This window comes from Pseudomonas sp. NyZ201, assembly GCF_049860765.1.
In the GTDB taxonomy this organism is placed as follows: Bacteria; Pseudomonadota; Gammaproteobacteria; order Pseudomonadales; family Pseudomonadaceae; genus Aquipseudomonas; species Aquipseudomonas bharatica.
This window is the reverse complement of sequence record NZ_CP187557.1, coordinates 3,278,328-3,303,848: the sequence shown is the minus strand read 5'-3', so window position 1 is coordinate 3,303,848 and position 25,521 is coordinate 3,278,328. Positions and strand designations below refer to the sequence as shown.

20 protein-coding genes are annotated in these 25,521 nt (G+C 65.4%); 7 read left to right on the top strand and 13 right to left on the bottom strand.

Features of this window, described 5'->3' with window-relative positions; translation table 11 throughout:
- Window positions 1-14 precede the first annotated feature (14 nt).
- The 11 genes from ACPFMA_RS14655 to ACPFMA_RS14605 form a co-directional block, all read right to left on the bottom strand.
- Complete coding sequence (locus tag ACPFMA_RS14655; protein WP_425928063.1) at window positions 15-1,169, bottom strand: alginate O-acetyltransferase AlgX-related protein; 1,155 nt, start codon at window positions 1,167-1,169, stop codon at window positions 15-17.
- Window positions 1,169-2,584, bottom strand: a complete 1,416-nt coding sequence (locus tag ACPFMA_RS14650; RefSeq protein WP_425928062.1) for an MBOAT family O-acyltransferase — start codon at window positions 2,582-2,584, stop codon at window positions 1,169-1,171. Before ACPFMA_RS14650 ends, ACPFMA_RS14655 begins: the two co-directional genes overlap by 1 nt.
- Before the next feature lie 18 nt (window positions 2,585-2,602).
- Window positions 2,603-3,265, bottom strand: a complete 663-nt coding sequence (locus ACPFMA_RS14645; RefSeq protein ID WP_425928061.1) for an alginate O-acetyltransferase AlgF — start codon at window positions 3,263-3,265, stop codon at window positions 2,603-2,605.
- Window positions 3,262-3,921, bottom strand: a complete 660-nt coding sequence (locus ACPFMA_RS14640; RefSeq protein WP_279897505.1) for an SGNH/GDSL hydrolase family protein — start codon at window positions 3,919-3,921, stop codon at window positions 3,262-3,264. Before ACPFMA_RS14640 ends, ACPFMA_RS14645 begins: the two co-directional genes overlap by 4 nt.
- 18 nt (window positions 3,922-3,939) lie before the next feature.
- Window positions 3,940-7,884 carry a cellulose synthase subunit BcsC-related outer membrane protein gene (locus ACPFMA_RS14635; protein ID WP_425928060.1) on the bottom strand — a complete coding sequence of 1,315 codons (3,945 nt, stop codon included), beginning with the start codon at window positions 7,882-7,884 and terminating at the stop codon, window positions 3,940-3,942.
- Window positions 7,860-9,056 carry a cellulose synthase complex periplasmic endoglucanase BcsZ gene (gene bcsZ / locus ACPFMA_RS14630; RefSeq protein WP_425928059.1) on the bottom strand — a complete coding sequence of 399 codons (1,197 nt, stop codon included), beginning with the start codon at window positions 9,054-9,056 and terminating at the stop codon, window positions 7,860-7,862. The genes ACPFMA_RS14635 and bcsZ overlap by 25 nt, the downstream gene beginning before the upstream one ends.
- A 3-nt stretch (window positions 9,057-9,059) precedes the next feature.
- Window positions 9,060-11,360: a cellulose biosynthesis cyclic di-GMP-binding regulatory protein BcsB gene (gene bcsB, locus ACPFMA_RS14625; RefSeq protein ID WP_420056441.1), complete on the bottom strand. Its 2,301-nt coding sequence runs from the start codon at window positions 11,358-11,360 to the stop codon at window positions 9,060-9,062.
- On the bottom strand, window positions 11,357-13,582 hold the full coding sequence (bcsA, locus tag ACPFMA_RS14620) for a UDP-forming cellulose synthase catalytic subunit (RefSeq protein ID WP_420056442.1): 2,226 nt from the start codon (window positions 13,580-13,582) through the stop codon (window positions 11,357-11,359). Before bcsA ends, bcsB begins: the two co-directional genes overlap by 4 nt.
- A complete protein-coding gene (gene bcsQ / locus ACPFMA_RS14615; RefSeq protein WP_425928058.1) occupies window positions 13,579-14,709 on the bottom strand; it encodes a cellulose biosynthesis protein BcsQ in 1,131 nt (376 codons plus the stop codon). Before bcsQ ends, bcsA begins: the two co-directional genes overlap by 4 nt.
- A gap of 518 nt (window positions 14,710-15,227) precedes the next feature.
- Window positions 15,228-17,219: a peptidase U32 family protein gene (locus ACPFMA_RS14610; RefSeq protein ID WP_425928057.1), complete on the bottom strand. Its 1,992-nt coding sequence runs from the start codon at window positions 17,217-17,219 to the stop codon at window positions 15,228-15,230.
- Window positions 17,220-17,426: 207 nt separating this feature from the next.
- Window positions 17,427-17,807 (bottom strand): RidA family protein, encoded by a 381-nt coding sequence (locus ACPFMA_RS14605; protein WP_420056445.1) that lies wholly within the window; start codon window positions 17,805-17,807, stop codon window positions 17,427-17,429.
- Between the two features lie 137 nt (window positions 17,808-17,944).
- Here ACPFMA_RS14605 and ACPFMA_RS14600 point away from each other — a divergent pair, with 137 nt between their 5' ends.
- A complete protein-coding gene (locus ACPFMA_RS14600; RefSeq protein WP_064304563.1) occupies window positions 17,945-18,214 on the top strand; it encodes a PepSY domain-containing protein in 270 nt (89 codons plus the stop codon).
- A 114-nt stretch (window positions 18,215-18,328) separates the two neighbouring features.
- Here ACPFMA_RS14600 and ACPFMA_RS14595 read toward each other — a convergent pair whose 3' ends face one another.
- The gene (locus ACPFMA_RS14595) at window positions 18,329-18,886 is read right to left on the bottom strand and encodes a type 1 glutamine amidotransferase domain-containing protein (RefSeq protein ID WP_279897493.1); all 558 of its coding nucleotides are present in this window, start codon (window positions 18,884-18,886) and stop codon (window positions 18,329-18,331) included.
- A 144-nt stretch (window positions 18,887-19,030) separates the two neighbouring features.
- Here ACPFMA_RS14595 and ACPFMA_RS14590 point away from each other — a divergent pair, with 144 nt between their 5' ends.
- From ACPFMA_RS14590 to ACPFMA_RS14575, 4 genes are all read left to right on the top strand, one after another.
- Window positions 19,031-19,273, top strand: coding sequence for a hypothetical protein (locus ACPFMA_RS14590; protein ID WP_064304561.1), 243 nt, complete (start codon window positions 19,031-19,033; stop codon window positions 19,271-19,273).
- Entirely contained in the window at window positions 19,270-20,058 is a 789-nt protein-coding gene (xth, locus tag ACPFMA_RS14585; RefSeq protein WP_425928056.1) for an exodeoxyribonuclease III, read from the top strand. Before ACPFMA_RS14590 ends, xth begins: the two co-directional genes overlap by 4 nt.
- Window positions 20,059-20,061: 3 nt before the next feature.
- On the top strand, window positions 20,062-20,601 hold the full coding sequence (locus ACPFMA_RS14580) for a cupin domain-containing protein (protein WP_420056448.1): 540 nt from the start codon (window positions 20,062-20,064) through the stop codon (window positions 20,599-20,601).
- A 93-nt stretch (window positions 20,602-20,694) separates the two neighbouring features.
- A complete protein-coding gene (locus ACPFMA_RS14575; RefSeq protein WP_425928055.1) occupies window positions 20,695-21,801 on the top strand; it encodes a hypothetical protein in 1,107 nt (368 codons plus the stop codon).
- 30 nt (window positions 21,802-21,831) lie between these two features.
- Here the strand turns inward: ACPFMA_RS14575 and ACPFMA_RS14570 are convergent, their stop codons facing one another.
- Window positions 21,832-23,136: an MFS transporter gene (locus ACPFMA_RS14570; protein ID WP_425928054.1), complete on the bottom strand. Its 1,305-nt coding sequence runs from the start codon at window positions 23,134-23,136 to the stop codon at window positions 21,832-21,834.
- A 569-nt stretch (window positions 23,137-23,705) separates the two neighbouring features.
- Between ACPFMA_RS14570 and ACPFMA_RS14565 the strand changes: the two genes are divergently transcribed.
- The gene (locus ACPFMA_RS14565) at window positions 23,706-24,056 is read left to right on the top strand and encodes a hypothetical protein (RefSeq protein WP_425928053.1); all 351 of its coding nucleotides are present in this window, start codon (window positions 23,706-23,708) and stop codon (window positions 24,054-24,056) included.
- 18 nt (window positions 24,057-24,074) lie between these two features.
- Entirely contained in the window at window positions 24,075-25,451 is a 1,377-nt protein-coding gene (locus ACPFMA_RS14560; RefSeq protein WP_425928052.1) for an RHS repeat-associated core domain-containing protein, read from the top strand.
- Window positions 25,452-25,521: the final 70 nt, after the last annotated feature.

Here is a 25,521-nt window from a genome sequence, read left to right as displayed (position 1 = left end):
GCAGAACCGAGCGATCATTGCAAATTCAGATCCCCACCATACCCAGTCTGCACATCCCGCTCCGGAATCTCCCAGACCACCAGTTGCGGCGGGGTCTGGGAGAAGGCCGGGCTGGCGAAGTAGGCCTTGGCCGCCCCGGAGAATTCCCCACCATCCTTGGCGAAATTGCCGATCGGCGCGTTGAGCGCCTGTTGCAGGAAGCCGGCGAAGTTCGAGTTGCGCGAGAAGGAGGTGCCGATCAGCGCCAGGTTGGGCAGGTTGTCGTCGCCGAACAGGTCGTCGAGGCTATCGCCGCCACCTTGCGCTTGCGGCACCTGCTCGTTGATGGTCGAGGTCATCACCACTTCTTCAGCCGGTTGCAGGTGCGCCGGCAACCAGTCCAGCCCGGCCAGCCGCACCAGGTCCCCCGGACGTGGCGATGCAGGCTGCCGGGCACTTTCGAAACTGCGCGTCGGTGTGGCCGTGAAGCCCATGCCGGCGAGTTTCCCGGCAATCGCCACCGCCGCCGCATGGGCCCCGGCTTCGCTCCAGTGGGTATCGAGGCGCAGGAACGCCTCGGCGCCCAGCGGTTGCAGGGTTGGGGTGAGGTCCAGCACATTGACGCCCGCCGCTTGCAGGCTGGCGGTCCAGTCCCGCACCCGTGGTTCCAGGCTGGGCGGACGTGGCAGTTCGCAGAGCTGGCTGGCGGCAATCCGGCTCTTGTCCGGGACCACGCTGACCAGTAGCTGGATGCCCCGTTTCTTTAACCGGTCACGCAGGGCAATCACGGCCGCCGCCTTGGCCTTGGCGTTGTCCGCTGCATGCCGGTTGATCTTCAGCTCGTCACTGATGAACAGCCACTGCGGACAACCCTCGCGGACCCGCGGCCCGGTATCGCCCAGGGCCAGCCAGCTGGCAGCGCGTTCGAGCTGCGCGGCATGCTCCGGCAGTGGTGCCTTGGCCAGTTCCTTGGCAATGCGGTGGGTGATTTCGCCCTCCAGTACCGCGTCGTTGGACAGTGCCTTGCCCGGCAGCAATTGCAGCTTGCCGCTCGCCAGCAGCCAGCCACAGGACAACAGCCCGGCGGCGAGGAAGGCGGCGAGGACGGCACCGGCCAGCGGGCTGGTGCGCAAGGCGATGGCGCTCGGGGGCGTCGGTGCGGTGCTTGGCGGCGGGGTCTTGGTCGTCATCAGAACTGGAAGTACAGGAAGGGCACGGCATCGCGACTGGCGATCAGGGAGAACGCCAGCAGGAAACCGGCCACGGGCCAGAGGGTAGCCAGCAGCGCATACAGCGCGCTGTGACCGAAGGATCGTTCGAGCCGTGCCTGGTACAACGGCGCGATCACGCAAAATACCCCGAGCGCCGCCGCCAGGCCATGCACCGGCCGCACCGTGGCCGACAGCGCTTCACCGAGGGCGAAGGCGTGCAGGCCGAACTGCCCGGCGTACATGTCCATGGCGGTGGCGAAGTCCGGAGCGCGGAACAGGGTCCAGGCCAGGCAGACGAACAGCAGCGTCAGGGTATGGGAAAGCACCCTGGGAATCGCTGGCAGGCTGGAGCGGCTCCAGGCCCGGTCGATGCACAAGGCCACGCCGTGGGCCGCACCCCAGAGCAGGTAGTTCCAGCTGTCGCCGCCATGCCAGAGCCCGGCGATGGCCATGGTCAGGAACAGGTTGCGGTAGGTGTTCCAGGTGCCGAAGCGGTTGCCGCCCAGGGCGATGTACAGGTAGTCGCGCAGCCAGCTGGACAGCGACAGGTGCCAGCGCCGCCAGAAGTCCTGGATGCTGCTGGCCAGATAAGGCCGGTTGAAGTTTTCCGGGAAGTGAAAGCCGAGCATCAGGCCCAGGCCGATGGCCATGGCGCTGTAGCCGGCGAAGTCGAAGAACAGTTGCAGCGAGTACGCCAGGCAGCCCAGCCAGGCGTCGAGGAACGACGGGTTGTCCAGATGGAAGGCCACGTCCACCAGCGGCGACAGGGTGTCGGCCACCAGCACCTTCATGCACATGCCGATCATGAAGCGCCGCGCGCCGAGGGAGAAGTTCTGCCAGTTGAAGTAACGCTGCTCCAGCTCGCGGCGCACCCAGTCATAGCGAATGATGGGGCCTGCGATGGAGTGGCCGAACATCGAGATATAGGTGGCGAAATTCACCAGGCTGCGTTCCACCGGCACGGTATGACGGTGCACATCGACCAGGTAGGAGATCGCCTGCAGGACGATGAACGACAGCCCCGCCGGCAGGGCCACGCGCTGCCACTCCATGGGCAGGTAGCCGTAATGGCTGATCAGCTCGTTGAAGGTGGCGGCGACGATATTGGCGTACTTGTACCAGCACAGCACCAGGGTGTTGAGCACGATCAGCGCCGCCAGCAGGTGCACCCGGCCGCGGCCATCCTCGCGGCTGCGGTCCACCGCCAGGCCGCCGGCCCAGGCGATCACCGTCAGCACCACGTGCAGCAGCAGGAACAGCGGGCTCAACCAGCCATAGAAGAACCAGCTGCCGAGCAGCAGCACCAGGTTGCGTCCCCGCGCCGGGCTCAGGGCGTAGACCAGCATGAACAGCGGCAGGAACAGGGTCAGGAACTCGAGCGAGGCGAAAACCATGGTGCGGCGGACGTCCTGTCAGTTGGCCAGGGTATCGGTGGCGTTGAGCAACTGCGGGCCATTGGCGCCCGGCAGCAGCATCACGCTGTAGCGCTCGCCGGCCTTGAGCTCGCCCAGGTCCAGCGGCTCGCCGACGTTGGCATTGGCGCAGACCAACTGAACCGAGAGCTTCACCGGGTTGATCGAGCGACGCTGCACGCTGCCATCGGCGGCATCCTTGAACAGGTCGGCGTTGCGCCCGGCCGGACGCAGGCTGGCGCCCTGGCAGGTGGCGTCGAGGCTGATGAAGGCCAGCGAGGCCTTGAGGCCGTTGAAGTCGTCCGGTTGTTCGCGGACCACGCGCTGGCTGATCTTGCCGCCGTTATCGAAGGCGAACACCGTGGCGAACTCACCCGGCGCCACCTGCAGGTCCAGCGGTGCGTTTTGGCCGCCGCGGCTGAGGGTGCCCTTGATGGCCTTGTTGGCCGGCACCGGCAGGTAGTCGGAGACCTTATTCGCATCATCCAGGTCGAGCCTGGCGCCGGAGCCGCCGGCCTGCATCTTCAGCGCGCCGGGGGCGACGTTGACGAAGCGCAGGAAGGCCGAGTCTTCGCCCGGGCCGGTGGGGTACAGCGCGACGTCGGCGTTGGCCGCAGCGGCGGCCAGCGCCAGGGGCAGGGCGAGCAGGGTGCGCAGGCTCATTTCTTCGCCCCTTGTACCGCCGGGGTTTTCAGCATCGCGTCGGTGATCGCCTTGCTCCAGCTGGTGTAGCCCATCGGCGTGTAATGCTGGCCGTCGGTGGTCGCCCACTGCCCCTGCTTGGCGAAGGTCAGGGAGTCGATGTAGTCGCAAGGGGCAACGTTGGCCGCGAGGAACTTCGAGGTCATCTCGACGCGGGCGAAGGTCTTCTTGTACTTGCCACCTTCGGTGCCCCAGCCTGGGCCGACCCAGACGCACTTGGCACCGGTCTCGGCGATGGCCTTGGTCAGTTGCTTGGTCTGCTGCCAGGCCCAGACCTTGGGGAAGGCCGGCTTGGTGTAGTCGGCCATGGTATCGCCCATCACGACCACGATCAGGTTGGCCTTGTCGGCAGCGACCAGTTGGCCCACCGGTTGGGTGGTGGCCTTGTTGCCCAGCACCACCGCCTTGTCCTTGTTGCGCCGTTCGGCACCGCCGCATTCGCCGACCACGGTGCCGGTCCAGTCACCGGCCTTGGAACCGCACACGCCCAGGGTATGCACCTGCGCGCCCTGGTTGACCAGGTTGTCGTGCAGGTCCTGCATCAGGTAGTTGGGCGTGGCCAGGTGGCTGTCGCCGATCATCAGGATGGTCAGGCCGGCAAGCAGGGAAGCAGCCATGTATGGATCTCCTTTGGCTCAATTCGAATAGGGGGAACGGTAAGGACTGACCGGCAGGGGCATGGCCCCGCCGCCGTCCTCGAACAGGTAGCGCAGGTACAGGCCACCGGTGAACTGGCGATAATCGCGGGCGTTGTCCACGCCCAGCGCACCGCCGAAGAAGAAACCGTCGCCGAGGCGGTATTCGCCGCTGGCGCCGAGGGAATAGCCGATGCCGGTCTTGCTTTGCGATTCGTAGCGGGTGGTGACCAGGCTGCCGGGGTTGTTGGCCTGGTAGATCGCAGCGAGGCTTTCCAGGGTCGCCTGGGCGTTCTTGTCGGTGTAGTAGGGCGCGCCGTCCTGCTCGATATGCTGCAGGCCGACCGATCCCTGGATCTGGTAGGACCAGTCCGGGCCACGCTGGGCCCAGTTCACCGGGAGACCGATGGAGAAGAAGTTCTGCGGGCTGAAATAGCCGCCGTGGCCGTAGGTGAAGAAGCTCTGGTTGTTCTCGTAGCTGCTCGCCGACAGGCCCAGGCCGCCGGTGAGGCGGGCATCCTCGTTGTTGACCAGGTACCAGTAGATGCCGCTGCCCAGTTCGATACGCTGGTTATCCTCGACGTTCTTGCCGTCGAGGTTGGCCCAGCCGGCATAGGCATAGCTGCCCCAGCGCTGGTTGTCGTAGCTGAGCTGGCCGCGCAGGCCGGTGGCGGTGACGCCGCCCCATTCCACGCCGCTGCGTTCGTCCTTGGCCCCGGCGAATGACACCAGGCTGTCGACCATAGCCCGTCGCGACAGGTTGAGGTTGTAGCGGAAGTTGCTGTTCTCGGCGAACGGCCGGTCGAGGCTGATGCCGCCGACCAGGTTGGTTTCGCGGAAACCGATGGGGGTGCTGCCGAGATCGGTCTTGATACCCAGCGCCGGCATGTCATAGGCCAGGGCCAGCCCGACGCCGGCGTCCTTCTGCGAACCGGGCGAACCTTGCAGCAAGGTGTCCATGTCCAGCGCCTGGCCCGCCTCGAAACCACCGAAACGCAGGGCGCTGTTGCTTGCGGAGTGGAAGCCGCCGGCGTTCAGCGACACCGGGGTCACCCGCACGGCCATGCGCTCGTCGTTGACCGGGAAGCTGATCTCCAGCGGCGCCTGGATGTCGGTGATCTTGCTCAGGCCCGACTCGCCGTTGTTGCTGCGGAAGGTCACGCCTTGCCTGAGCTGCGGGCTGCGCTGCTCGCGCAGGCTGGCCAGTTCGGTCTCGATGGCCGCTCGCGGATCCGCTTCGACCTCGTCGCGCTGTGGCTCTTCCACCGGCCGGGTAGCGCGGCGTTGCAGCGGCTCGGCATCACGGCTGGCCAGCAGCATGGGCTCGTCGAAGGGCACCGGTTCGCTGGCACGGTTCCTGGTTTGCACCTTGGCCGGCTCGGGAATCTCGTTGAGGGCGATATCGCCCAGGCGCGAGGCCTTGCGCTGGCCCGGTTGCCCGACGAAGGGGTTGGCGGCGATGGCCTGGCCGAACGGGTTGTCGATCAGTTCTTCCTTCGGGCCCTGCAAGGCCAGGGCCTGGGCATAAAGTGCCTGGGCCTTGGCCAGTTTGCCGCGGCTGCGGTACCAGGCCGCTGCCGTGCTCAGCACCTGCGGATTTTCCGGGGCCAGTTCCAGGCCACGTTCGATGGCCCGCTCCGCCTGGGCGGTCTGGCCGTTCTGCTGGTAGGCCAGGGCCGCGCCCATTTGCACATCGGCGTTGTCCGGCTGGGCGGCAAGCAAGGGCTGGTAGAGGTCCACCGCCTTCTGCGGATTGCGGTTATCCAGGTACATGCGCGCCAGCGAGGACACCGCCTGGGCATCGTCCGGACGCTGGGCCAGGGCCGGGGCCAGGGTGTCGTAGGCGGCGACCAGGTCGCCTTTCTCGCGCAGCAGGTCGGCCTGGCGCACGGTGTACTGGAACAGCAGGTCGTCGTAGCTGCGCTGCTCGGCGCGGGTCAGCGGCAGGCTGCGCAGTTCGCGCAGCATCTGGCTGACCTGCATGTCGTCGCCGCTCTTGAGCAGGGCGCCGGCATAGGCAATGCGCAGGGCCGGCGTCGGCGTGCTGCTCTGGGCGATGGCGTTGCGCAGCATGGACACGGCGCGGTCGCTGTAGCCGATCTCGATATAGGCCGCGGCGAGGGCGGCATACAGGTCGGGGCTGGCGCTGACGCCATTCTCGGCCCGTTGCAGCAGGTTCAGGGCCTGGCTGCGCTTGCCCTGTTTGGCCAGGGTTTGCGCCTGGGCGGCCAACTGGCGCAGTTCGACTTCCTCGGCGAGGTTGTTCATCGCCTTGCTGCGCTGGCTGGCGGGGATGCGCTCGAGCAACTGGCGGGCCTTGGCCCACTGTTCCTGGCGGCTGGCGAACAGCGCACCGGCATACAGCGCCTCGGGCTTGCCCGGGTTGGCCTGGACCAGTTCGTCCATGGTCTGCCGGGCCTTGTTCGCGGCGTCGGTCTTCAGATAGATCTCGGCCAGATCCGAGCGCGTCCAGGGGTTCTGCGGGTCGTTGCGCACCGCGTCCTCCAGGGCCTTGCGCGCGGCGGCCAGATCGCCCCGGGCTTCGGCGTCCTTGGCCTGGCCGACGGCGATGGCGGCACGCAGCCTGCTCATGTCCACGCGTTGGCGCTGGGCATCGCCGAGGTTGTCGATCAGGCGCTGTGCTTCGGCCAGTTTGCCGTTTTGCGCCAGGATGGCGATCAGGCCGGCGAGGGCGTCGGCCTGGCCGGCATCCAGGCTCAGGGCATGGCGGTAGGTGGTCTCGGCCAGTTGGAACTGGCCCTGGGACGCCTGCAGGTCGGCCAGGTTGAGATGGCCCTGGACTTCCCGCGGATTGCTGGCGATGGCCCGTTGCAGCAGTTCCCGGGCCTTGTCCGGATTGCCGGCGTCACGCGCCTGTGCGGCCTGGTCCAGCAGCACCCAGTACTGGTTGGCGAGCAGTGCACTCTGCCAGCGGCTGGCATTGCCTTGCTTGATCGCCTGGCGCAGCAGGGCATCGGCATCTGCCAGGCGACCCTGGCGCTGGCGCACCAGCCCCAGGCCGCCGAGGGCATCGGCGTCCTGTGGCGCTTCGCGCAGGCGCGCCTGGAACGACTGCTCGGCAGCGTTCAGGTCTTCGCTTTCGAGGGCTTTGAAGCCCCGGGCCAGATGGGGATTCTGCTGATAGCCGGACTGCGCCCGACGCTGGCCGGTACGCATCTGCTCGCGGATTTCCTCGTCGTCCGGATACGCCTTCAGGTACTCCTCGAACAAGGCCATGTCGGCCTTGCTCCCGCCCAGCCACGACAGCCCCTGGCGCCAGGCTTCCACGGCCTGGCTGCCGATCACCGGATCATCGCGGAACGAAGCCAGGCGGCGCAGGCCGTCGGCGCGGGTACTTTCGTTGCCGAGCAGCAGCTTGGCCAGGATCAGCCTGGCCCGGCGATTGTCGCCGCCCTGCGCGATGAGGCGCTCCAACCCTTGACGGGCCTCCGGCAAACCACCCTTGGTGTAGCCGAGGGTGCCGTAGTATTCGAGGGCCAGGTCACCCTGGGGCGGCTGGCCGCCGAACAGTCCGCGGTAGGTTTCCACGGCCTTTTCCGCTTCGCCGGATTCCACCGCGATACGCGCCTGGTTCAGGTGCTCGCCGGTGGCGGCACCGTGCAGGCGGATTTCCTGGTCCAGCAGCAGGGCCTGTTGCGAGCCGGGATGGGCCGCCTGCAATTGCTCAAGATAACGCTTGGCGTTGGCCGGGCGATCGCTGTCCAGCTCGATGAGGCCGAGGTTGTAGATGGCATCGGATTGCTGCGGATCGATCAGCAGCAGCTTGCGCCAGGCTTCGGAGGCCCGTGCCTTGTCCTTGCGTGCCTGCCAGTACTGGCCCTGTTCGAGCAGGGCCTTGCCGTTGGCGCTGAGTTCGGCGTGGGCGGCGGAGCAGGACAGTGCGGCAAGCAGGCCGACGGCTAGGGTTTGGCGGCGCGAGCGCATGAAGTCTCCCAGAGAGGTTGCAGCTTCCCGTCGGCGAGGAAGCGGTAGTGCTCATCCATGTAGCCAAGGGCGAACAGGCTGAGGACCACGGAGTAATAGGGTGGTTGGCTGGCCTGCACGGCCTGCGGGGTAAGGCTTTGGGCCAGTTCGGCATCGACGCGGGCCCGTTGCTGCTGCTCCAGCCAGGGTTGCTGGCGGGCCTTGAGGTAGGGCAGCAGGGCGGCGGAGAAACCGAAATTGCCGGCATTGCTAGTGCTGTTGGCGTGCACCTCGACCTTCTCCGGTGGCGTGCCCTGGGTGGCGACGATCCGCGACATGCCGTCGAGGCTGTCGAGGATCGGCTTGGCCAGGGGATCGCTGTTGGGCGTCAGCCCGGCCCAGAGGTAGGTGCGGATTGCGTCATAGCTGCCCAGGTCGCCCTTGAGCGGGTCGATGATGAACAGCCCGGAGGTGGGCCCGGTACCGCGATAGCCGACCCAGTCGGCGACGAAGCCGTGCCGGGCGGCGCGCTGCATCAGGCTGCCGGTGCTGCGGGCGATTTCGTTCCACGGCCCTTGTGGATCGACCCCGGCCAGGCGGCGCAGCACCGGTACCGGCAGGTAGCTGGGGTTGAGGTGCCAGAGATGATCGGGTTGGGCGAAGCCGAACGGACCGGGCAGGAGCATCTTGCCCAGGCCGGGCAGGTCGGCGACTTCCCGGGCCTTGATATTGGCCAGCAACAGCCTGGCGTCTTCGCTATAGCGTTCGTCCTTCCACAGGCGCGCCGCTTCGCTCAAGGCGTAGGCGAACCACAGGTCGGCGTCGGAGGCCGAGTTGCTGTCGAGCAGGCGCCACTGGCCCTTGTCGTCCTTGCCCCACCACCAGCCAGGCAGGTTGGCGCCGATGTCGCTGCCGGCCAGGTTGTTTTTCGCCCATGCCCACAGCTTGTCGAAGGCATCGCGGTCATTCGCCACCAGGGCGAAGAACATGCCGTAGGACTGGCCTTCGGACGAGCTGTGCAACTGCGGGGTACTGGCGTCCAGCACCCGGCCGTCGGGCTGGATGAAATGCTCGACGAAGCGGTGCCACAACGGCCAGTCGCTGACGCCGCACTGCTCCGCGGCCTGTGCGCCGGCAGGCAGCAGCCAGGCCGCGAGCGCCGTTGCGAGCAGGGTTTTCCAAGGGCTGCCCATGGCTTACTGGTCCTTGAGCCGGCGCCGGGCAATGGCCCGCAGCGAGAAGTAGGCGGCGCAACTGACCAGCGACACGCCGACCACGGTCAGCACCAACAGCAGCAGAACATGCCGAGACAGTACCCACTGGATGTACCTGAACGGGCCCAGGTGGCCGACGTAGTAGTCCTCCTCGGCCACCAGCGACTGGATGTTCTTGCCCTTGATCACCGCCAGGCTGCCTTGCAGGGCCTGGGTGTAGTGCTCGCCGCCAATCAGTGCGTCGGTGATTTCGCCGAGCTTGTCCGGACGCGGGCTGGACAGCAGGACCACGCTGCGACCCTTCTGCAGCGGCGATTCGAAACCGCTGACGTAGGATGCGCTGTCTTCGCCGCTGAAGGTCAGGGCGCCGCGGGCCTTGCGCAGGTTGGCGGCCGGGTCGGGGCTGAGCCATTGGCGCAGGCGCAGCGGCAGGTCGGAGAACTCCACGTAGCGCTTGGCGTCTTCGGCACGGCTTGGCAGATGCTCGGCCCATTGCGTGAGCAGCGGCTGGTTGTGCGCCGAAGACAGCACCAGCAGGTCCTTGTCGGCGAACTGCGCGATGTCATCGGCCTGGGCAACACGCACTGCGGTGGCGGGGTAACCGGTGGAGTCGCCGAAGCGCCCGAGTACGGTCAGGTAGGCGTCCCAGTCGGCCGGGCCGGCGTTGTCCGGGAGGATCACGGCGGTCTGCGACAGGTCGGCCATGCGCGTGAAGGGGAAACCGCTGTCCTTGAAGACGCCGAGGTTGGGCATGGCGATGAAGTGGTCGTAGCCGCTCAGGTCAAGGGTCGAGTCGGGGTCGATGGCGCCGCGCATGTTGTCGATGATGATGTCGCCGCATTCGCCTTGCTTGACGTAGTCGAACTGGTAGCGGAACTGCAGGCGCGATTGCAGCGCCACTGAATCCAGCGGCAGCAGCATGCTCGCCTCGCGTACCAGGCTGTCGTCCTTCTTCAGCATGGCCAGCAGGCTTTCGCCGGCGCCCATGCTCTGGATCGACGGCAGCGGCATGGAGCGGATGAAACGGTCGTTGAAGCTCACCATCAGCGACGAATTGTTCGAGGTCTGCTGTGGCGTGTAGCGGTATTTCAGGTCCAGGCGGGCGCCGTCTTCACGCCAGTTGAACAGATCCGGCGGCAGGCGCAGGGGCACGGTGATCATGCCCGGGGCGTAGCCGGAGACGTTGAGCAGGCGCGGCTCCAGCAGTTCGCCAAGGCGCACCGGGCGGTCGCTGGGCAGCCAGTTGGGTGCGTCGTAGGGCTGGCGCGGCAGCAGGTCGACGGCCTCGATCTTCACGCGCTGCCCGGAGAAGCTGCGACTGCCGAGCACCAGTGCGCTGGCCGCCTGCTTGATCTCGGCACTGTCGCGACCGGCGATCACCAGCAGCTTGCCGAAGCGGTCGTTGGGGTTGGCGACGATGGACAGGGTCGGGCCGTCCACCGCCGGCAGGTCGAGGCCGGCCAGGTGCGAGGCGTCGCTGCTGTTGACCAGGACGATGCCGTTGCCGCTGGCGGGCAGGCCCTGTACCTGGGTCGAGAAGCGCGCGCCACGGTAGCTGGCCAGCGCTCCTAGCCAGGACGATACGGCGCCGGCAGCCTCCAGGGTGGTGTTGTCAGGGGCCGCGGCGAACACGAACGGCAGGGCCAGGGCGCGGCGATCGCGACGGTCGAACAGCGGCAGCGGCAGGTTGGCCAGGTCGTTGGGCAGTTCGACCTGGGACACCTGGATGCTCAACTGGCTGTCGGGGCCGACCTTGGCCCACAGGCTGGAATGCTGCGGGTCTTCGCATTGCATGGTGTAGTGGCCGATCAACTGCACGCTGAGGCGGTTGAACTCGGTGATCAGGTAGGGCGGGATGTCCACCGTCTGCTTTTGCAGGGTGCCGGCGCTTTCCTTGGGCAGCGCCAGGCTGGCGGCGACTTCGTCGTTGACCATGATGTTGATCTGCGACAGGTCGCTGAGCAGGGCCGGCGAATAGGTGTACTGCAGGGTCAGCTGGGCGCCGGTGACCACCTCGTCGGCGCGCATGTCGAAGTTCACCGTGTCGGCGGACTCGATGCCCCGCAGGCTCATGGTGTAGTCCTTGCCCAGGTCCTTGAAGGTCATGCGGTAGCCGGGCGAGGTGCCTGCCGGGCTGAGTGCCGCCTCCGGCGCTGCCGGCGTCGATGCGCTGGCCGCAAGGTCCTCGGCCTGGGCCGCGCCGGCCAGCAGCAGGGCGCAGGCGAGCAGGGCGGGGCGGCGCAACGGGTTCACGGGGCGGGCGTCGGGAGCCTGGAAGGTCATTGGGTTTCCACTGCAGGTTCGGAGGTAGAAGTCGGGTTCTTGCGGAAATAGCGGCGATGGTGCAGCGCCGCCAGGGTGGCCTGCCCCAGGTCGTACATGCCGCGCAGGCCGACCTTGCCGACGTCGCGCAGGGCGTGCAGCGGGGTGTCGGTCTTGGCCCCGCCCCAGGTCGAGGCCCAGGTGTCGGCGCGGGAGAACGTCAGGCGGACCATGTCGCTTTGCTGGCGCAGGCTCAGTTCCTTGAAGCGCATGCCGGCCATGCCGTTGCGCGAGAACATCACCCGTGCCGGCAGCACACAGGCCTGGCCGCCGCGGTGCAGGGTGACCTGGACCTCCATGTCTTTCTCCAGGGCGAGGTCGCGCGGCAGCTTCACGCCGACACCGCTCTGCGAGAAGTCCAGGGTGCTGGTGTCGATCTGGCGGCCGTCCGGCAGGGCCAGGCGTACCGGCAGCTCGGCATGCACCCGCGGCTCGGTGCGCACCTGGCGGCTTTCACTGGCCACTGCCACGGCGGCGCTGGTCATGATCACGTTGTACAGGGTCCAGCCCAGGTTGATGACGATGGTCACCGCCGCGTCCGGGTCGCCGACGATCAACTGGACGATGCCGCAGACCATGCCGATCAGGTTCAGCGTCAGCAGCACGATATAGGGCCGGGCCAGCTTCCAGTCGAAGTAGTCCTTCTCGATGATCCCGCCCTTGTCGGTAACGTTGAAGCCGCCGATCTTCGGGTTGATCAGGGCCACCAGCACCGGGCGCATGATGTACCAGGCCAGTACCGACTCGTACACCTCGTTCCAGAACGAGTGGCGGAAGCGCCCCTGGATCCGCGAGTTGGTCAGGCTGGCGTGGATGATATGGGGCAGCACGTAGGCGGTGATCATCAGCGCCGAGGCGTGGAAGATCTTCGCGCCGAAGATCAGGTAGGCCAGCGGCGCGGTGAGGAACACCAGGCGTGGCAGGCCGTAGAAGAAGTGCGCCATGGCATTGGCGTAGCAGACCCGCTGGCCGAAATTGAGGCCCTTGCCCATGAACGGGTTGTCGGTGCGGAAGATCTGCGCCATGCCTCGGGCCCAGCGGATACGCTGGTTGATGTGCCGCGACAGGCTCTCGGTGGCCAGCCCCGCCGCCTGGGGGATCGCCAGGTAGGCCGTGTTGTAGCCCTTGCGGTTGAGCTTGAGGGCGGTATGGGCGTCCTCGGTCACGGTCTCGACCGCCACCCCGCCGACTTCCATCAGGTGGGTACGACGGATCACGGCGCAGGAGCCGCAGAAGAACGTGGCGTTCCACAGGTCGTTGCCGTCCTGGATCAGGCCGTAGAACAGCTCGCCTTCGTTGGGTACCGAACGGAAGGTGTCGAGGTTCTTCTCGAACGGGTCTGGAGAAAAGAAGAAGTGCGGGGTCTGCAGCAGCGACAGCTTCGGGTCCTTGAGGAACCAGCCCATGGTGACCTGGAGGAAGGAGCGGGTCGGCACGTGGTCGGCATCGAAGATCGCCACGAATTCGCCGTCGGTGACCTTCAGCGCTTCGTTGAGGTTACCGGCCTTGGCGTGGCGGTTGTTGTCGCGAACGATGTAGTTGACCCCGATCTGCCGGGAGAACTCGCGGAACTCCTCGCGGCGACCGTCGTCGAGCACATGGATGCGCAGCTTGTCCCGTGGCCAGTCCATGGCCTGGGCGGCCAGTACGGTGAGCTTCACGATGCTCAGCTCTTCGTTGTAGGTCGGCACGAACACGTCCACCACCGGCCATTCCTGTGGCGGCACGTCGAGCAGCTTCGGCTTGCGCTTGAGCGGCCAGGCGGTTTGCATGTAGCCGAAGGCGAGGATGATCAGGGCATAGGTTTCGGCGGCCACCAGGCCATAGCCGAAGAACATGTCCAGCCAGTTGTCGAATCCGAGGGTATCGGTCAGGCGCCAATAGACGTAGCGCAAGGTCGCCAGCAGCGACAGGGCGATCATCGCCATCACCGGCAGGCGTCCGGGTACCTTGCGCAGCACCAGCAGGCAGACCAGGCACAGGCCGGCGAAGGCGAACTGGCGCTCCAGGTCCAGGGGCGCGGTGACCACGGCGGCAAGCAGGAGCAGGCCGAGCACTGCCGCAGCGATCTTCAGGCCGAGTTTCAGCGGGGATGGCAGCTGTTCCATCCGGGCGACCCAGGCAAGCGCCCGCGCTCTCCTGGACGTCGGCAACTCCGGCGTCGATGTGAGTTGGGCGGTCATGAGGCGCTGTTTTCTTCGCGAATCTGCTCGAGGCGGTGGGACAACTGGCCGGCAACGTTGCGCAGCGCCTGGCAGGCGGGGCTATCGGCCGGTTGCTGGAAAAGGTTGTATTCGAGGGCCAGGGCCTCGCCAACCTGAGGGTCGAACGGGATGGCGGCCAGGCATTGGCTGCCCAGTTGCTGGCGCAGTACTTCGCTCATGTCCAGGCTCAGGGCGCTGCGGGCATCGACCTGGTTGACCAGGAACGCGCAGTGCTCGGGGCGCAGTGGCGAGAGCCAGGATTGCAACTTGTCCAGCACCAGGTACGAAGCTGCGTCGGCGAGGGTCAAGGCGACCACCTGGTCGGCGATGGCCAGCACCTGATGCAGCCACGGCGAAGCACCGGTGGCGGTGTCGATCAGCAGCAGGTCGTCCTTGCCCAGGTCAAGGGTGGACAGTTCCTGGACCAGCCATTCGGGATTGCTGGCCAGGAGGTTTTCGAAGGCGCGCAGGTCCGAGGCATTGCTGGGGCCGAACGGCAGGCATTCGATCCCGGCGTCGCAAGGGACGCGGATCTGGCTCCAGTCCAGGGCCTGCAGGCGTGCCTGGTTCAGCCCCGGCGTGCTGCGCGGCAGGCCGAAGTGGCTGAGCACGGCATTCTGCGGATCGAGGTCGAGCACCAGGGTACGACCGGCCGGGCGCTTGAGCAGCCTGGCCAGGGCAGTGGTCAATGTCGTCTTGCCGACGCCGCCCTTGGCTGACACCACTGCCAGCACCCGGGCCTGCGGGCGCGACGCAGGTTGCACCCGCATGGCCTTGTCCAGGGCGCGACGGTTGCTCTCTTCGGCGGCCTGGCGGCGTTCGCGGGCGATCTCCAGAAGACGCTCGCGCAAAGACCCGGCCGGTGCCTCCAGGCTCGACGGCGAATGTGCCGGAGCAGGGTTGGATGACACGGGAACGGCAGGCGCCAGGGCCAGGCGCTTGACCTCGACCAGGGCGGGTTTCACCACAGCGGGCGCAAGCGGCGCCGGCTCGGTCCTGCCGGGCAGCGGTTCGAGGTACTCGAACTCGGTGTTGATTTCCCGGTAGCTGTCGGCGCTGGCCCCAAAGCGTAGGAACAGATTTCCAATATCGTCTGCTTGACTCATATATGTACTTCCAGCCAACGGCTATCTGGACTACAGAAGGGGCAGATCAAAAGTCTTCCAAGGAGGCAAGGGTGTGATATCAAAATGACGGTGTCAATAATTTGTTTTTTCTACGCCGGTGTTTCCGATTGCTGGAGCAACGAAAATAAAGCGCCGAAATTTTGACTTGATCCTGAGCCGCTCTGGCACGGCCTGCGTTCCTGCATCGGCCTGTGTCGATAAAAGTTGAATGCCGTTTTTTGGGTTTTTCCCTGACATGGCGCTCAGGCGGGCCCTGAGTCGCGTAGGAAAAAGCTTACGGATGATAGCAATATTTCCTACAGGTTGCGCAAAGAGCTACCGGTTGGTGGTCGGATCGGAGGTGGAGATAAATGGCGGAATGCGATCACTGTGGGAGCGGGTTTACCCGCGATTACGGTAGTGAAGTCACCATAGCAATCGCGGGTGAACCCGCTCCCACAGGGGAATTGATCGTCTAGGAGGACGATTTCGACGCAAAACGAATGCCAGGTGGGGCCTCAGTGCGGCCCGCGGGGAATGGTCTTCATCAGGTCTTCGGCGCTGATATGCCCGACGATGGCGCTGCCCGGCTGCGGCAGGTCGAGAATGTGGCCCTTCATCTTGCCGATCACGTGCATCTCGCACGGCTTGCAGTCGAACTTCAGGGTCAGCACTTCATCGCCATGGATCAGTTGCATCGGCGCCACCTTGGTGCGCACGCCGGTCACGCCCTTGGCCTGTTTGGGGCACAGGTTGAACGAGAATCGCAGGCAGTGCTTGGTGATCATCACCGGCACTTCGCCCGGCTCTTCGTGGGCTTCGTACGCGGCATCGATCAGCTCGACGCCATGGCGGTGATAGAACGCCCGGGCCTTCTCGTTGTAGACGTTGGCCAGGAACGACAGGTGCGACTCGGGGTAGACCGGTGGCGGCGTGGTTTCCGCCTTGCGCCCACCACGAGGATGAGCGGCGATGCGCGCTTCGGTCAGGGCCTCGATCACTTCGCGGCGCAGGGCCTTGAGCTGCGAGTTGGGGATGAAGAAGGCGTGCGGCGCATCCAGTTCCACGGCGTCGGCGTGGTACTGGGTGGTACCCAGTTGCCCCAGCAGGTCGTGCAGTTGTTCCAGGGCTTGTTCCGGCTTGTTGGCGGCGCCGAACGGACCGGCCAGGCGGGCACTGGCACTGACGCCTTCCTCGCTGGTGGCGGTCAGTTCCAGGGCATCCTCGCGCAGGCGGGCCACCCAGGACAGGCCGACCCGGCGTTCCGCCGAGGTCTTGAGCAGGGCCTGCTGCCAGTTGTGGTCGAGGTTGCGGCTCAGCGGATGGTTCGGGCGCAGCTTGTGCAGGCCCTCGGGCATCTCGTTGGGCTCGACGCGATAGCGGTAGCGCTTCTCGCCGTCTTCCTCGAACTCGCCCTTGAGCTCGGCGATGTTGGCGCGGAAGCCCACCACCTCGCGCTTGACCAGCACGTTCAGCCCGTCGCCGTTGGACAGTGGCTCATGGGTGACCACGCTCAGGTCGCGCTTGCCGACCTTCTCGACGTTGCCCACCAGCAGGCCGGTGAAGGTCGGCGAGTCGAAGGCTCCGATATCGATCTTGCGTTCGCTGACGAAATAGTCGGTGCTGCCGCGGTGGAAGGTCTTGTCCGGATCCGGCACGAAGAAGTGCGCGGTACGGCCGCTGGAGGCGCGGGCCAGGTCCGGGCGCTCCTCGAGGATCTCGTCGAGGCGCTGGCGGTAGTAGGCGGTGATGTTCTTCACATAGCCCATGTCCTTGTAGCGGCCTTCGATCTTGAACGAACGCACCCCGGCATCGACCAGTGCGCGCAGGTTGGCGCTCTGGTTGTTGTCTTTCATCGACAGCAGGTGCTTTTCATAGGCGATCACGCCGCCTTTTTCATCCTTGAGGGTGTAGGGCAGGCGGCAGGCCTGGGAGCAGTCGCCACGGTTGGCACTGCGCCCGGTCTGGGCGTGGGAGATGTTGCACTGGCCGGAGAAGGCCACGCACAGCGCGCCGTGGATGAAGAACTCGATCGCCGCGTCGGTTTCGTCGGCGATGGCGCGGATTTCCTTGAGGTTCAGCTCGCGGGCCAGTACCAGCTGGGAAAAACCGGCCTGGTCGAGGAACTTTGCCCGGGCCAGGGTGCGGATATCGGTCTGGGTACTGGCGTGCAGTTCGATCGGCGGGATATCCAACTCCATCACCCCCAGGTCCTGGACGATCAGCGCATCCACGCCGGCATCGTAGAGCTGGTGGATCAGCTTGCGCGCCGGTTCCAGCTCGTTGTCGTGGAGGATGGTGTTGATGGTAGTGAAGATGCGCGCGTGATAGCGACGGGCGAACGTCACCAGCTCGGCGATATCGCTGACGTCGTTGCAGGCGTTATGCCGCGCGCCGAAGCTCGGGCCGCCGATGTACACGGCGTCGGCGCCATGCAGGATGGCCTCGCGGGCGATGGCGACATCGCGGGCGGGGCTGAGCAATTCCAGGTGATGCTTGGGCAAGGACATGATGTTTTTTTCGGGCTGCTTCACGGTCAAGGCGCGCATTGTAGCGGCGAATTGGCCGGGGGGCATCCGAATGCTGCCAGGCGGGACGGACAACGCTGTCGCACACGTCCCCTGTGGGAGCGGGTTCACCCGCGATTACGATAGTGGATACACCATAGCCATCGCGGGTGAACCCGCTCCCACAGGTTTTGTGTAGAGCAGGGAAAATCAGGCCTTCGCTGCCATCGCCGTGACTTCCACCTTCATGCCTTCAACCGCCAGTTGCGCCACGCCCACTGCGGCACGCACCGGCCAGGGCTGCTTGAAGAAACGCTGGTATACCTCGTTGAACGCCGCGCGTTCGGCCATGTCGGTGAGGTAGATGGTCAGGTGCAGGACGCGGTCCATCGAACTGCCGGCCTTTTCCAGCGCCACTTTCAGCGCCTGCAGCGTGCATTCGCTTTGCGCGGTGATATCGCCCAGTTCCAGGCTGCCGTCGGCGCGGGTGGGGATTTGCGTGGACATCAGGATGCCGTTGAAGCCGGTCACATCGGAGGAAATCGACTCCGGGTCCGGGTCGGGAATGTAGGTGATGTCGTGTTTGGCCATGGATAACCCCTGGGTTTGACGAGTAAAACGGCCGCACAGTGTAAGCCGTGCCGTCGCTTGCGGCGAATCCGGCTGAACCTTGGTATCGGCGTACGGGTCCACCACAGACCTTTCATGCAAAACAAGGAGATGCCCCCATGAAACCACTGACCTCGATGTTCGCCGGCCTGGCCCTGGTCGGCGCGCTGGCCGCGCCGGCCTTTGCCGACCAGCCCGGCGCGGACTGGAAAGTCACCCAGGACCAGGCGCAAACCACCCTCAAGGCGGCCGGCTACACCCAGATCACCAAGATCGAAGCCGATGACGGCTATTGGGAAGGCGAGGGGGTCAAGGCCGATGGCATGAAATACGAATTCAAGGTCGACCCGCACAGCGGCAAGATCGTCAAGGACGAGATGGATCACTGACAGCCTTGAGGGCCTCATCGCCGGCAACGCCGGCTCCCACAAGGTTCGCGGTGCACACAAAACCTGTGGGAGCCGGCGTTGCCGGCGATGAGGCCCGTCCAGGCACTCGAGCCGTCAGGCCACCAGCGCCTCACCAATCGCCCGGTTGAACGCCGGAATGTCATCCGGCTTGCGCGAGGTGATCAGGGTCCAGTCCTTGGCCCCGCATTTCTGAACTTCCTTATCGACCCATTCGGCCCCGGCATTGGCCAGGTCGATCTTCAGGCTGGGGTAGGAAGTCAGCGTCTTGCCTTCGGCGACGCCGGCATCGATCAAGGCCCAGGGGCCATGGCAGATCGCTGCGACCACCTTGCCGGCCAGGCTGAATTCCTTGATCAGGCGGCGGGCATCCTCGTCGGTACGCAGGGTATCGGCATTGACCGTTCCGCCCGGGATCACCAGGGCGTGGAAATCGGCTTCGTGCAGGTCCTTGAGCCGGGCATCGGATTCGACGGTGCGGTCCTTCTCGGTGTCATGCAGGAAGGTCTGCACCGTACCGCCCTCGATCGAGCCGTGGACCAGGGTCGCGCCCTGGCTGCGCAGCTCTTCGAGCGGTTTGAGCAGTTCGTCCCGTTCGACCCCGGCGTTCGAGGTGATTACCAGGATGTTCTTGCCTTGCAGTTGCTGAGCCATGAGTGAGCTCCTCCTGTTCAGGTCATGGCGGCGACTTGCCGCCTCCTGGGTGTTGAGGCACGGGCAGCGGGAAAAGTTTGTTTTTTCTGAACGCCCGCCGCCCGCCCGGGCTCAAACCAACAGATACCGAACCAGGACATCGCCATGAATGACAAACCCCATCGCCCGGAACTCCAGGCCTGGCACGACATGCTGATGGACGACGGCTACCGCCTTGACTCACCCGACGCCTGGCACACCAGTCTGTTGCAGGGCGCCGAGGAACTGCTCAGCAGCGGGGTGGTGGACTGGGACGAGTACATGGCGCTCAAGGCGTTGGCCAACAGCGGGCATGCCCGCGCGCTTGAAGATGCGCTGGACAGCCGGCTGGCGGACCCCGACGCATGAAAGCGCTGAAGATCGCCACCTTCAATATCAACGGCATCCGCGCACGCCAGGCCCATCTGCTGGCCTGGCTGGAGCGCGAGAAACCCGACATCGTCTGCCTGCAGGAACTCAAGGCCGCCGACTTCCCCACCCAGCAAATCGCCGAAGCCGGCTATGGCAGCCTGTTCCTGGGACAGCCTTCATGGAACGGCGTGGCCATCCTCGCCCGCGACGCCGAGCCGCTGGAGATCCGCCGTGGCCTGCCGGGCATGGAAAACGATGCCCAGAGCCGCTACCTGGAGGCCGCCGCCCATGGCGTGATCGTCGCCTGCCTGTACCTGCCCAATGGCAATCCCCAGCCGGGCCCCAAATTCGACTACAAGCTGGCCTGGTTCGAATGCCTGATCGAACATGCACGGGCGCTGCACGACAGCGAACATCCGGTGGTGCTGGCCGGCGATTTCAACGTGGTGCCGACCGACCTGGATATCTACAACCCGCGTTCCTGGCTCAAGGACGCCTTGCTGCAACCGCAAAGCCGCGCCTGCTACCAGCGCCTGCTGGAGCAGGGCTGGGTCGATTCGCTGCGCCACGTCTATCCCGAGGAGCGCATCTACACCTTCTGGGATTACTTCCGCCAGCACTGGGAAAAGAACGCCGGCCTGCGCATCGACCATCTGCTGCTCAATCCATCCCTGGCGCCCTACCTGAAGAACGCCGGGGTCGATGCCTGGGTGCGCAACGAGCCCAAGGCCAGCGACCACGCGCCAACCTGGATCGAACTGGGTTCGCGCAAGAAGAGGTGAACCATGCACGCTTTCGATGACCTGCCCGGCGCACTGCCCAAGGTCCAGCAACTGTACTTCCATGACGACGGCGCAACGCCCAACAGCCACCTGCCGGTGTTGCGCTACCACCTGCGCCCCAGGCCGGGCAGCGATGCAGCCGCCGCCTTCGAGGCCCTGTTCCGCGATAACCACTGGAGTCCGCTTTGGCGCGACGGCATTTTCGACTATCACCATTACCATTCCACGGCCCACGAAGCGCTGGCCGTGGTGCAGGGCAGGGCGCGGGTCACCCTGGGCGGCGAGTCGGGGCAGACCCTGAGCCTGGAACCGGGGGACGTGCTGGTGCTGCCAGCCGGCACCGGCCACCGTTGCGTCGAGTGCAGCAAGGACTTCCTGGTGGTCGGCGCCTACCCGCGCGGGCAGGAAGACTACGACATCCAGCGCCCCGGCAGCGCCGGGCATGCCGGTTCGCAAGCGCGCATCGCCCGGGTGCCGCTGCCGGAGGCCGATCCTCTGGGCGGTATCGAGGGCCCGTTGATGACCGCCTGGGGGCCGGTTTGACCTGATATTGCAAGGCAGGCACATCAACTAGTGGCGTAACGACATACCTGCTTGTACGCTTCGCTTGATAGCCTCCCCCCGGGGATTCCTGCCGTGAAGCGCCTCCTGCCGATCGTCCTGTGCCTGCTGCCGGTCTTCGTCCATGCCGAAGAAAAGTACCAATACGTGCGTGCCGACCTTTATTTCGACGAGCAATGGACCGTCTCGGACAAGGACATCAAGGTCCTGGAGAACATGCCCGCGCCCACCAGCCAGCAGGGCTTCGGTTTCTGCTACGGGCATTCTGCCGCTACGGTGTTCAACTACCACAACTGCCAGGCCTACAAGGAAAGCTGCACCGCGGTGGAGCCCAATCGCCTGGTGTCACCGCTGGGCGTGGCGGTCTGGGGCCAGGAAATGCCGGTCTACGGCGAAGGCGGCTACAGCTTCAACAAACCCGAGGAACTGACCGAAGGCGGCAGCGCGATCCTGGCATTGTTCAATACCGCGGTAATCCGGGGTTCGGCCATCGACCAGGCCTGCATCGATGAACGTGCGTTCCTGGGCAGCCGCTATGTGGAAGACGGCAGCATCAGCGAGGCCTCGGTGGCTGCACAGCGCGAACTGCTCGGGCAGTTGCAAGCGTTCTACCGCAAGTACAACGGTAAGTTCGCCACTACCGCCGACATTCCCGAGACGGTCCTGGCCGAACTGCGCCAGATCGTGCCCTCGGTCGATAACCCGCAACTGGCCAAGGGCCTCAATGGCAGGAAATTCGGTGAATTCCTGTTGCGGGTGGTGATCCCGGACCGCTGCAAGCGCCTGCCCAACCATGTGCCGTTCGAGCGCAACATGAAGCTGGTGGAATACCCCGACAGCGAGAAAAAGCCCCACACCTATGCCGGCGCCCTGGCCGTGATCAAAAAGGCCATCGATGGCGGTTCGCCGTTGATCCTCGAAGTGGAATGCGCGCTCAAAAAGACCGGAGCCAAGGGCTGCAGCAAGGACTTCGCCCATTCCTACGTGATCTATGGCTACGCCAGGCTGTGCGAAGCCTCGGGAGAGTGCCGCTACGGCTTGCGCCTGCGCAACAGTTGGGGCGACAAGCAGGATGCCCTCGATCGTGTGCGCTGGTACGACGCCAGGCCACTGATCGAGGCGGCGCCGAAGAAAGGCGTGATTCTCGGCTGGCTGGTACCGCGGCCGAAGACCACGCCCTGACCAGGGCGGGGCAGACGGCCGCGCGGTGCGTCACTCCACCCCGGCGCGGGGCACGGGCGGCGAATGGGCGTTGTCGCACTCGGGCACCGGCGGGTGCTCCTGGGCGGCGTGGCGCAGGTCGTCGGTAACCCGCAGTTCCGCGCCGGTTGGCGAGAAGGTGGCCGAAGGCACGAACGGCGCGGGGTTGGCCGGCACCGGCCGCTTGCCGCGACGCAGCACGAAGAAGCCGACCATCGCCAGGTTGACCGCAGCGAAGGCCCAGAACAGCCCGGCCGCGCCGTAGCTGCTCATCACCGGCGAGATCGCCAGCGGACTCAAGGCCGAGCCCAGCGAGTTGATCAGCAGCATGCCCTGGATCATCGGCACCAAGGCTTCCACCGGGGCGCGGTCGGCGGCATGGCTGACCGATACCGGGTAGACCGCGAACACTCCGCCGCCGAGCAGGAACAGCATGGCCGGCAACAATACCGAATTGGACGGCAGTAGCACGATCACCACCGACAGCACCACGCACAGCGCGGCAAGGGCGATCAGCACGTCCTGACGGTCCTTGCGGTCGGACCAGCGGCCCACCGGATATTGCAGGAGCATGGCGCCGAGAATCACCCAGGCCATCATCCGGCCGACTTCGCCCACGTCCAGGCCGCTGCGTTGCAGGTACAGCGGCAGCAGGGTGTAGACCGCGGCGATCGTCACGCCCGAGCCGAAGCAACCGACCAGCCCGGTCGGAGTGACGCTTAGCAACTGGCGCGGTTTGAGCGGTTCGACATGTTCGAGGATCGGCGAAACCCGCGGCAGGATCACGATCGGCAGCACCGACAGCGAAGCCAGCATGCCGGCGACCATGAACGGTGCCGTGTCGCCCCAGCCGCTCAGGGCGCCCAGGCCGGCCTGGCTCAATACGCCGGCGCCGTAGAAGGCGATCATGTACAGCGCCAGCAGACGCCCGCGCACCTTGGTATCGCCGGCCATCAGCAGCCAGCTCTCGATCACCAGGAACACCCCTACCGTGGCCCAGCCGTTGATCAGGCGCAGCACCATCCAGCCCCAGGTATCGACGAACAGGCCTTGCAGCAGGATGGTCACGGCGATCAGCGAAGCGAAGCTGCTGTAGGCACGGATATGGCCGATGCGCAGGATCAGGCGGTCATTGAACACGGCGCCGAGGGTCAGGCCGATGAAGTAGGCGGACGACACCATGCCGATCAGGGTGGCCGACTCGCCGGCCTCATCCAGGCGCAGCGTGGTCAGGGAAGACAGGAAGCCGTTGCCCAGGGCCATGATGAACAGCCCGAGCAGGGGTGCCAGCGCCATCGCCAGCAAACGCGGAGACATAGGTACCTCGAAAATCGATTGAACAGCGGACAGACACCCTCGGGACGCGCGCGCATGTCAGCCGGACCGTTGCGGGCCGGGGCTGCTGGTTTTTGTTGGGGTTGTCGCTGCTCGATGCGATGAGGCGAAAAAGGGGCGCGCAATTCTAATGGGTTTCGAGGGCGGACCGACAGGTGGGGCGGGGTGCGGCGCAGTGTCGCACCAGCGGCTCGGCGGCCTGATACCACGCGCCCACGCGCGCTGCTTCTGTAGGAGCGAGGCTCGCCCGCGAAGGACCGCGCAGCGGTCCCAAAATTGTGTTGTCGCCGCAAATCCGGGACCGCTGCGCGGTCCTTCGCGAGCAAGCCTCGCTCCTACGAGTCCGCGCCGGACTCTATAAATCCTGCCCAGGGCCAGCTTCCGAAAGAACCACTGGATAACCACCCACCTGATATTTCTGTCAGTTGTGAGCCGGCCCGGCCCGGCCCGCTCTAGCGTAAAGCGCATCTCTCCCTTTCTTGTGGTTTCCGCGTCGGCCCGACGATGCCTTCCGCAACCGTCCTGCGACGCTCATCCGAGGAGCTTGCGCGATGGAGAATAATTGGGTGGACCTGGGTAGTGTCTGGTCTGGCCGTGATCTTGCCGAGGGCGAACGGATCACGGTCAGCGTGCTCGACAAGGCGACGCAGAGCGTACTGGAACAGACTACCTTCGTGCCGCTGCCAGGTCGGCTAGGCCAGTACACCTGGGTGATGGACCTGTGCAAGCAGGTCAATGCCCGGATGCAACTGATTCAGGCCGGGGTCAAGGCCGATACCAGGCTGGAGATCCCGGGCAGTTCCTATCTCAACAAGTTCTGGAACGTTACCGGGCGTGACGTGCAGGTCATCACCACGATCGCGAGTTCCAGCAACTGGCTCAGGGACTTGTCGTACTCGTAGCTGTTGACCTCCTGCTCGGTGACGGTGACGACCTGCTTTGCATCGGGGGGGGGCACCCGCAGGCTGAGCTACCACGGCAACGGTCAGGTCAACACCTATTCCGCCGATGGCGACAAGACCAAGTACACCTTCAGCTATGACAAGGAAGGCCGGGTACGCGGCGGCACTATCGGCAACATGACGGACACCTACCACTATCGGGGTGATTGCGTTTATGCGCTGGTGCAGACGGACAGCACAACAGGAGCCAGCTTCAAGAAGCGTTCGCTCATCGTGCGCAACGAAAGCCGAGCCTGCCTGCTGCAGGATGCCATCACCGACAGCAACGAAAGCCGTTCCTTCGAATTGCGCGATGCCAACGGTACGGTATTCGCCAGCGTCGACCTGACAACCAAGGCCATCACCTATTTCCACTACGAGCCCTACGGCCAGCGTTATTCCGGCACGAAAGCAACCAACTGGCTGGGCTTCAAGGGCAAACCGTTGAACAGTCTGGGGCTATACCACCCGGGCAATGGCTATCGCCTGTACGACCCGGCGCTTGGCCGGTTCCTCTCTCGCGACAGCAACAGCCCGTTCGGTATCGGTGGTGCCGGAGGCTATGTGTTCGGCAATGCCGATCCGGTCAACAACGCAGACCCCAGTGGCCGAGCAGTGGTCGCCCAGTATTCGCGCTGGAACAATGCGCCAGCCATCCAGAGCACGGCATTCCGTATCGTGGCAGGTGCGGTGGGGGTGCTGCTGGCTCCGTTCACTGCTGGCACCTCGATGCTGCTGGCGGTCGCGACCACCGCCCTGGCAGCGATTTCCTTCGCCTTCGACGTGGACTCGATCATCATTGCGGAAAGTGATCCCCAACTCTCCAGGACGCTGGAAGCCTGGGGACAGGCCTTCGGTATCGCCAGCGCGGCGGCCGGGATCTCCATGGGCCTGCACGGTCTGAAGGGGCTTCCGCGCAACTGGTTCCGTACTCGGGGCGGGCCGCTGTCCAAGGTTCCGGCGAAGTGGCCCACGGTGCCCAGTGAACTGCGGTTCGCCCAGCAGGCACGGGCCAAGGCGCTGACCCAGTTGGTCCAGCATGTGGACGAGGCAAAGGCTACGGGTAAGTTCGATGCGTTCAAGGCGGCCTACCTCAACAACGGTACGGAGGCTGCGGGGGGACTGTTCTTGAGCGGCGGGTTCAAACAGCAGGTCACTTCCACCACCCGGAAACTGTACAAGGGCACGGTTTGGCAATTCGATGAGGAATTGTTCGATTTGTTTGGATACACCATGGATTTCTATACGGGCCCGAATGTGCTGGGTCAGAAGTTCATACCACCGATGGTCAGCGAAACGGAAATAAGGTCGCTGGTGGCATTGCCGATGCTGGGCCGGGAGGACCTGCTCAAATAGCAGGGGTGAACGCCACGAAGGGGGCCCGGTGCCCCCTTCGCCGACGCCTGCCAGGTCCTTGCGCAGGAAA

Excerpts from the sequence above, each read along its gene's own strand:
- ACPFMA_RS14655 (WP_425928063.1), bottom strand. The coding sequence starts at position 1,169 with ATGACGACCAAGACCCCGCCGCCAAGCACCGCACCGACGCCCCCGAGC.
- ACPFMA_RS14650 (WP_425928062.1), bottom strand. The coding sequence starts at position 2,584 with ATGGTTTTCGCCTCGCTCGAGTTCCTGACCCTGTTCCTGCCGCTGTTC.
- ACPFMA_RS14645 (WP_425928061.1), bottom strand. The coding sequence starts at position 3,265 with ATGAGCCTGCGCACCCTGCTCGCCCTGCCCCTGGCGCTGGCCGCCGCT.
- ACPFMA_RS14640 (WP_279897505.1), bottom strand. The coding sequence starts at position 3,921 with ATGGCTGCTTCCCTGCTTGCCGGCCTGACCATCCTGATGATCGGCGAC.
- ACPFMA_RS14635 (WP_425928060.1), bottom strand. The coding sequence starts at position 7,884 with ATGCGCTCGCGCCGCCAAACCCTAGCCGTCGGCCTGCTTGCCGCACTG.
- bcsZ (WP_425928059.1), bottom strand. The coding sequence starts at position 9,056 with ATGGGCAGCCCTTGGAAAACCCTGCTCGCAACGGCGCTCGCGGCCTGG.
- bcsB (WP_420056441.1), bottom strand. The coding sequence starts at position 11,360 with ATGACCTTCCAGGCTCCCGACGCCCGCCCCGTGAACCCGTTGCGCCGC.
- bcsA (WP_420056442.1), bottom strand. The coding sequence starts at position 13,582 with ATGACCGCCCAACTCACATCGACGCCGGAGTTGCCGACGTCCAGGAGA.
- bcsQ (WP_425928058.1), bottom strand. The coding sequence starts at position 14,709 with ATGAGTCAAGCAGACGATATTGGAAATCTGTTCCTACGCTTTGGGGCC.
- ACPFMA_RS14610 (WP_425928057.1), bottom strand. The coding sequence starts at position 17,219 with ATGTCCTTGCCCAAGCATCACCTGGAATTGCTCAGCCCCGCCCGCGAT.
- ACPFMA_RS14605 (WP_420056445.1), bottom strand. The coding sequence starts at position 17,807 with ATGGCCAAACACGACATCACCTACATTCCCGACCCGGACCCGGAGTCG.
- ACPFMA_RS14600 (WP_064304563.1), top strand. The coding sequence starts at position 17,945 with ATGAAACCACTGACCTCGATGTTCGCCGGCCTGGCCCTGGTCGGCGCG.
- ACPFMA_RS14595 (WP_279897493.1), bottom strand. The coding sequence starts at position 18,886 with ATGGCTCAGCAACTGCAAGGCAAGAACATCCTGGTAATCACCTCGAAC.
- ACPFMA_RS14590 (WP_064304561.1), top strand. The coding sequence starts at position 19,031 with ATGAATGACAAACCCCATCGCCCGGAACTCCAGGCCTGGCACGACATG.
- xth (WP_425928056.1), top strand. The coding sequence starts at position 19,270 with ATGAAAGCGCTGAAGATCGCCACCTTCAATATCAACGGCATCCGCGCA.
- ACPFMA_RS14580 (WP_420056448.1), top strand. The coding sequence starts at position 20,062 with ATGCACGCTTTCGATGACCTGCCCGGCGCACTGCCCAAGGTCCAGCAA.
- ACPFMA_RS14570 (WP_425928054.1), bottom strand. The coding sequence starts at position 23,136 with ATGTCTCCGCGTTTGCTGGCGATGGCGCTGGCACCCCTGCTCGGGCTG.
- ACPFMA_RS14565 (WP_425928053.1), top strand. The coding sequence starts at position 23,706 with ATGGAGAATAATTGGGTGGACCTGGGTAGTGTCTGGTCTGGCCGTGAT.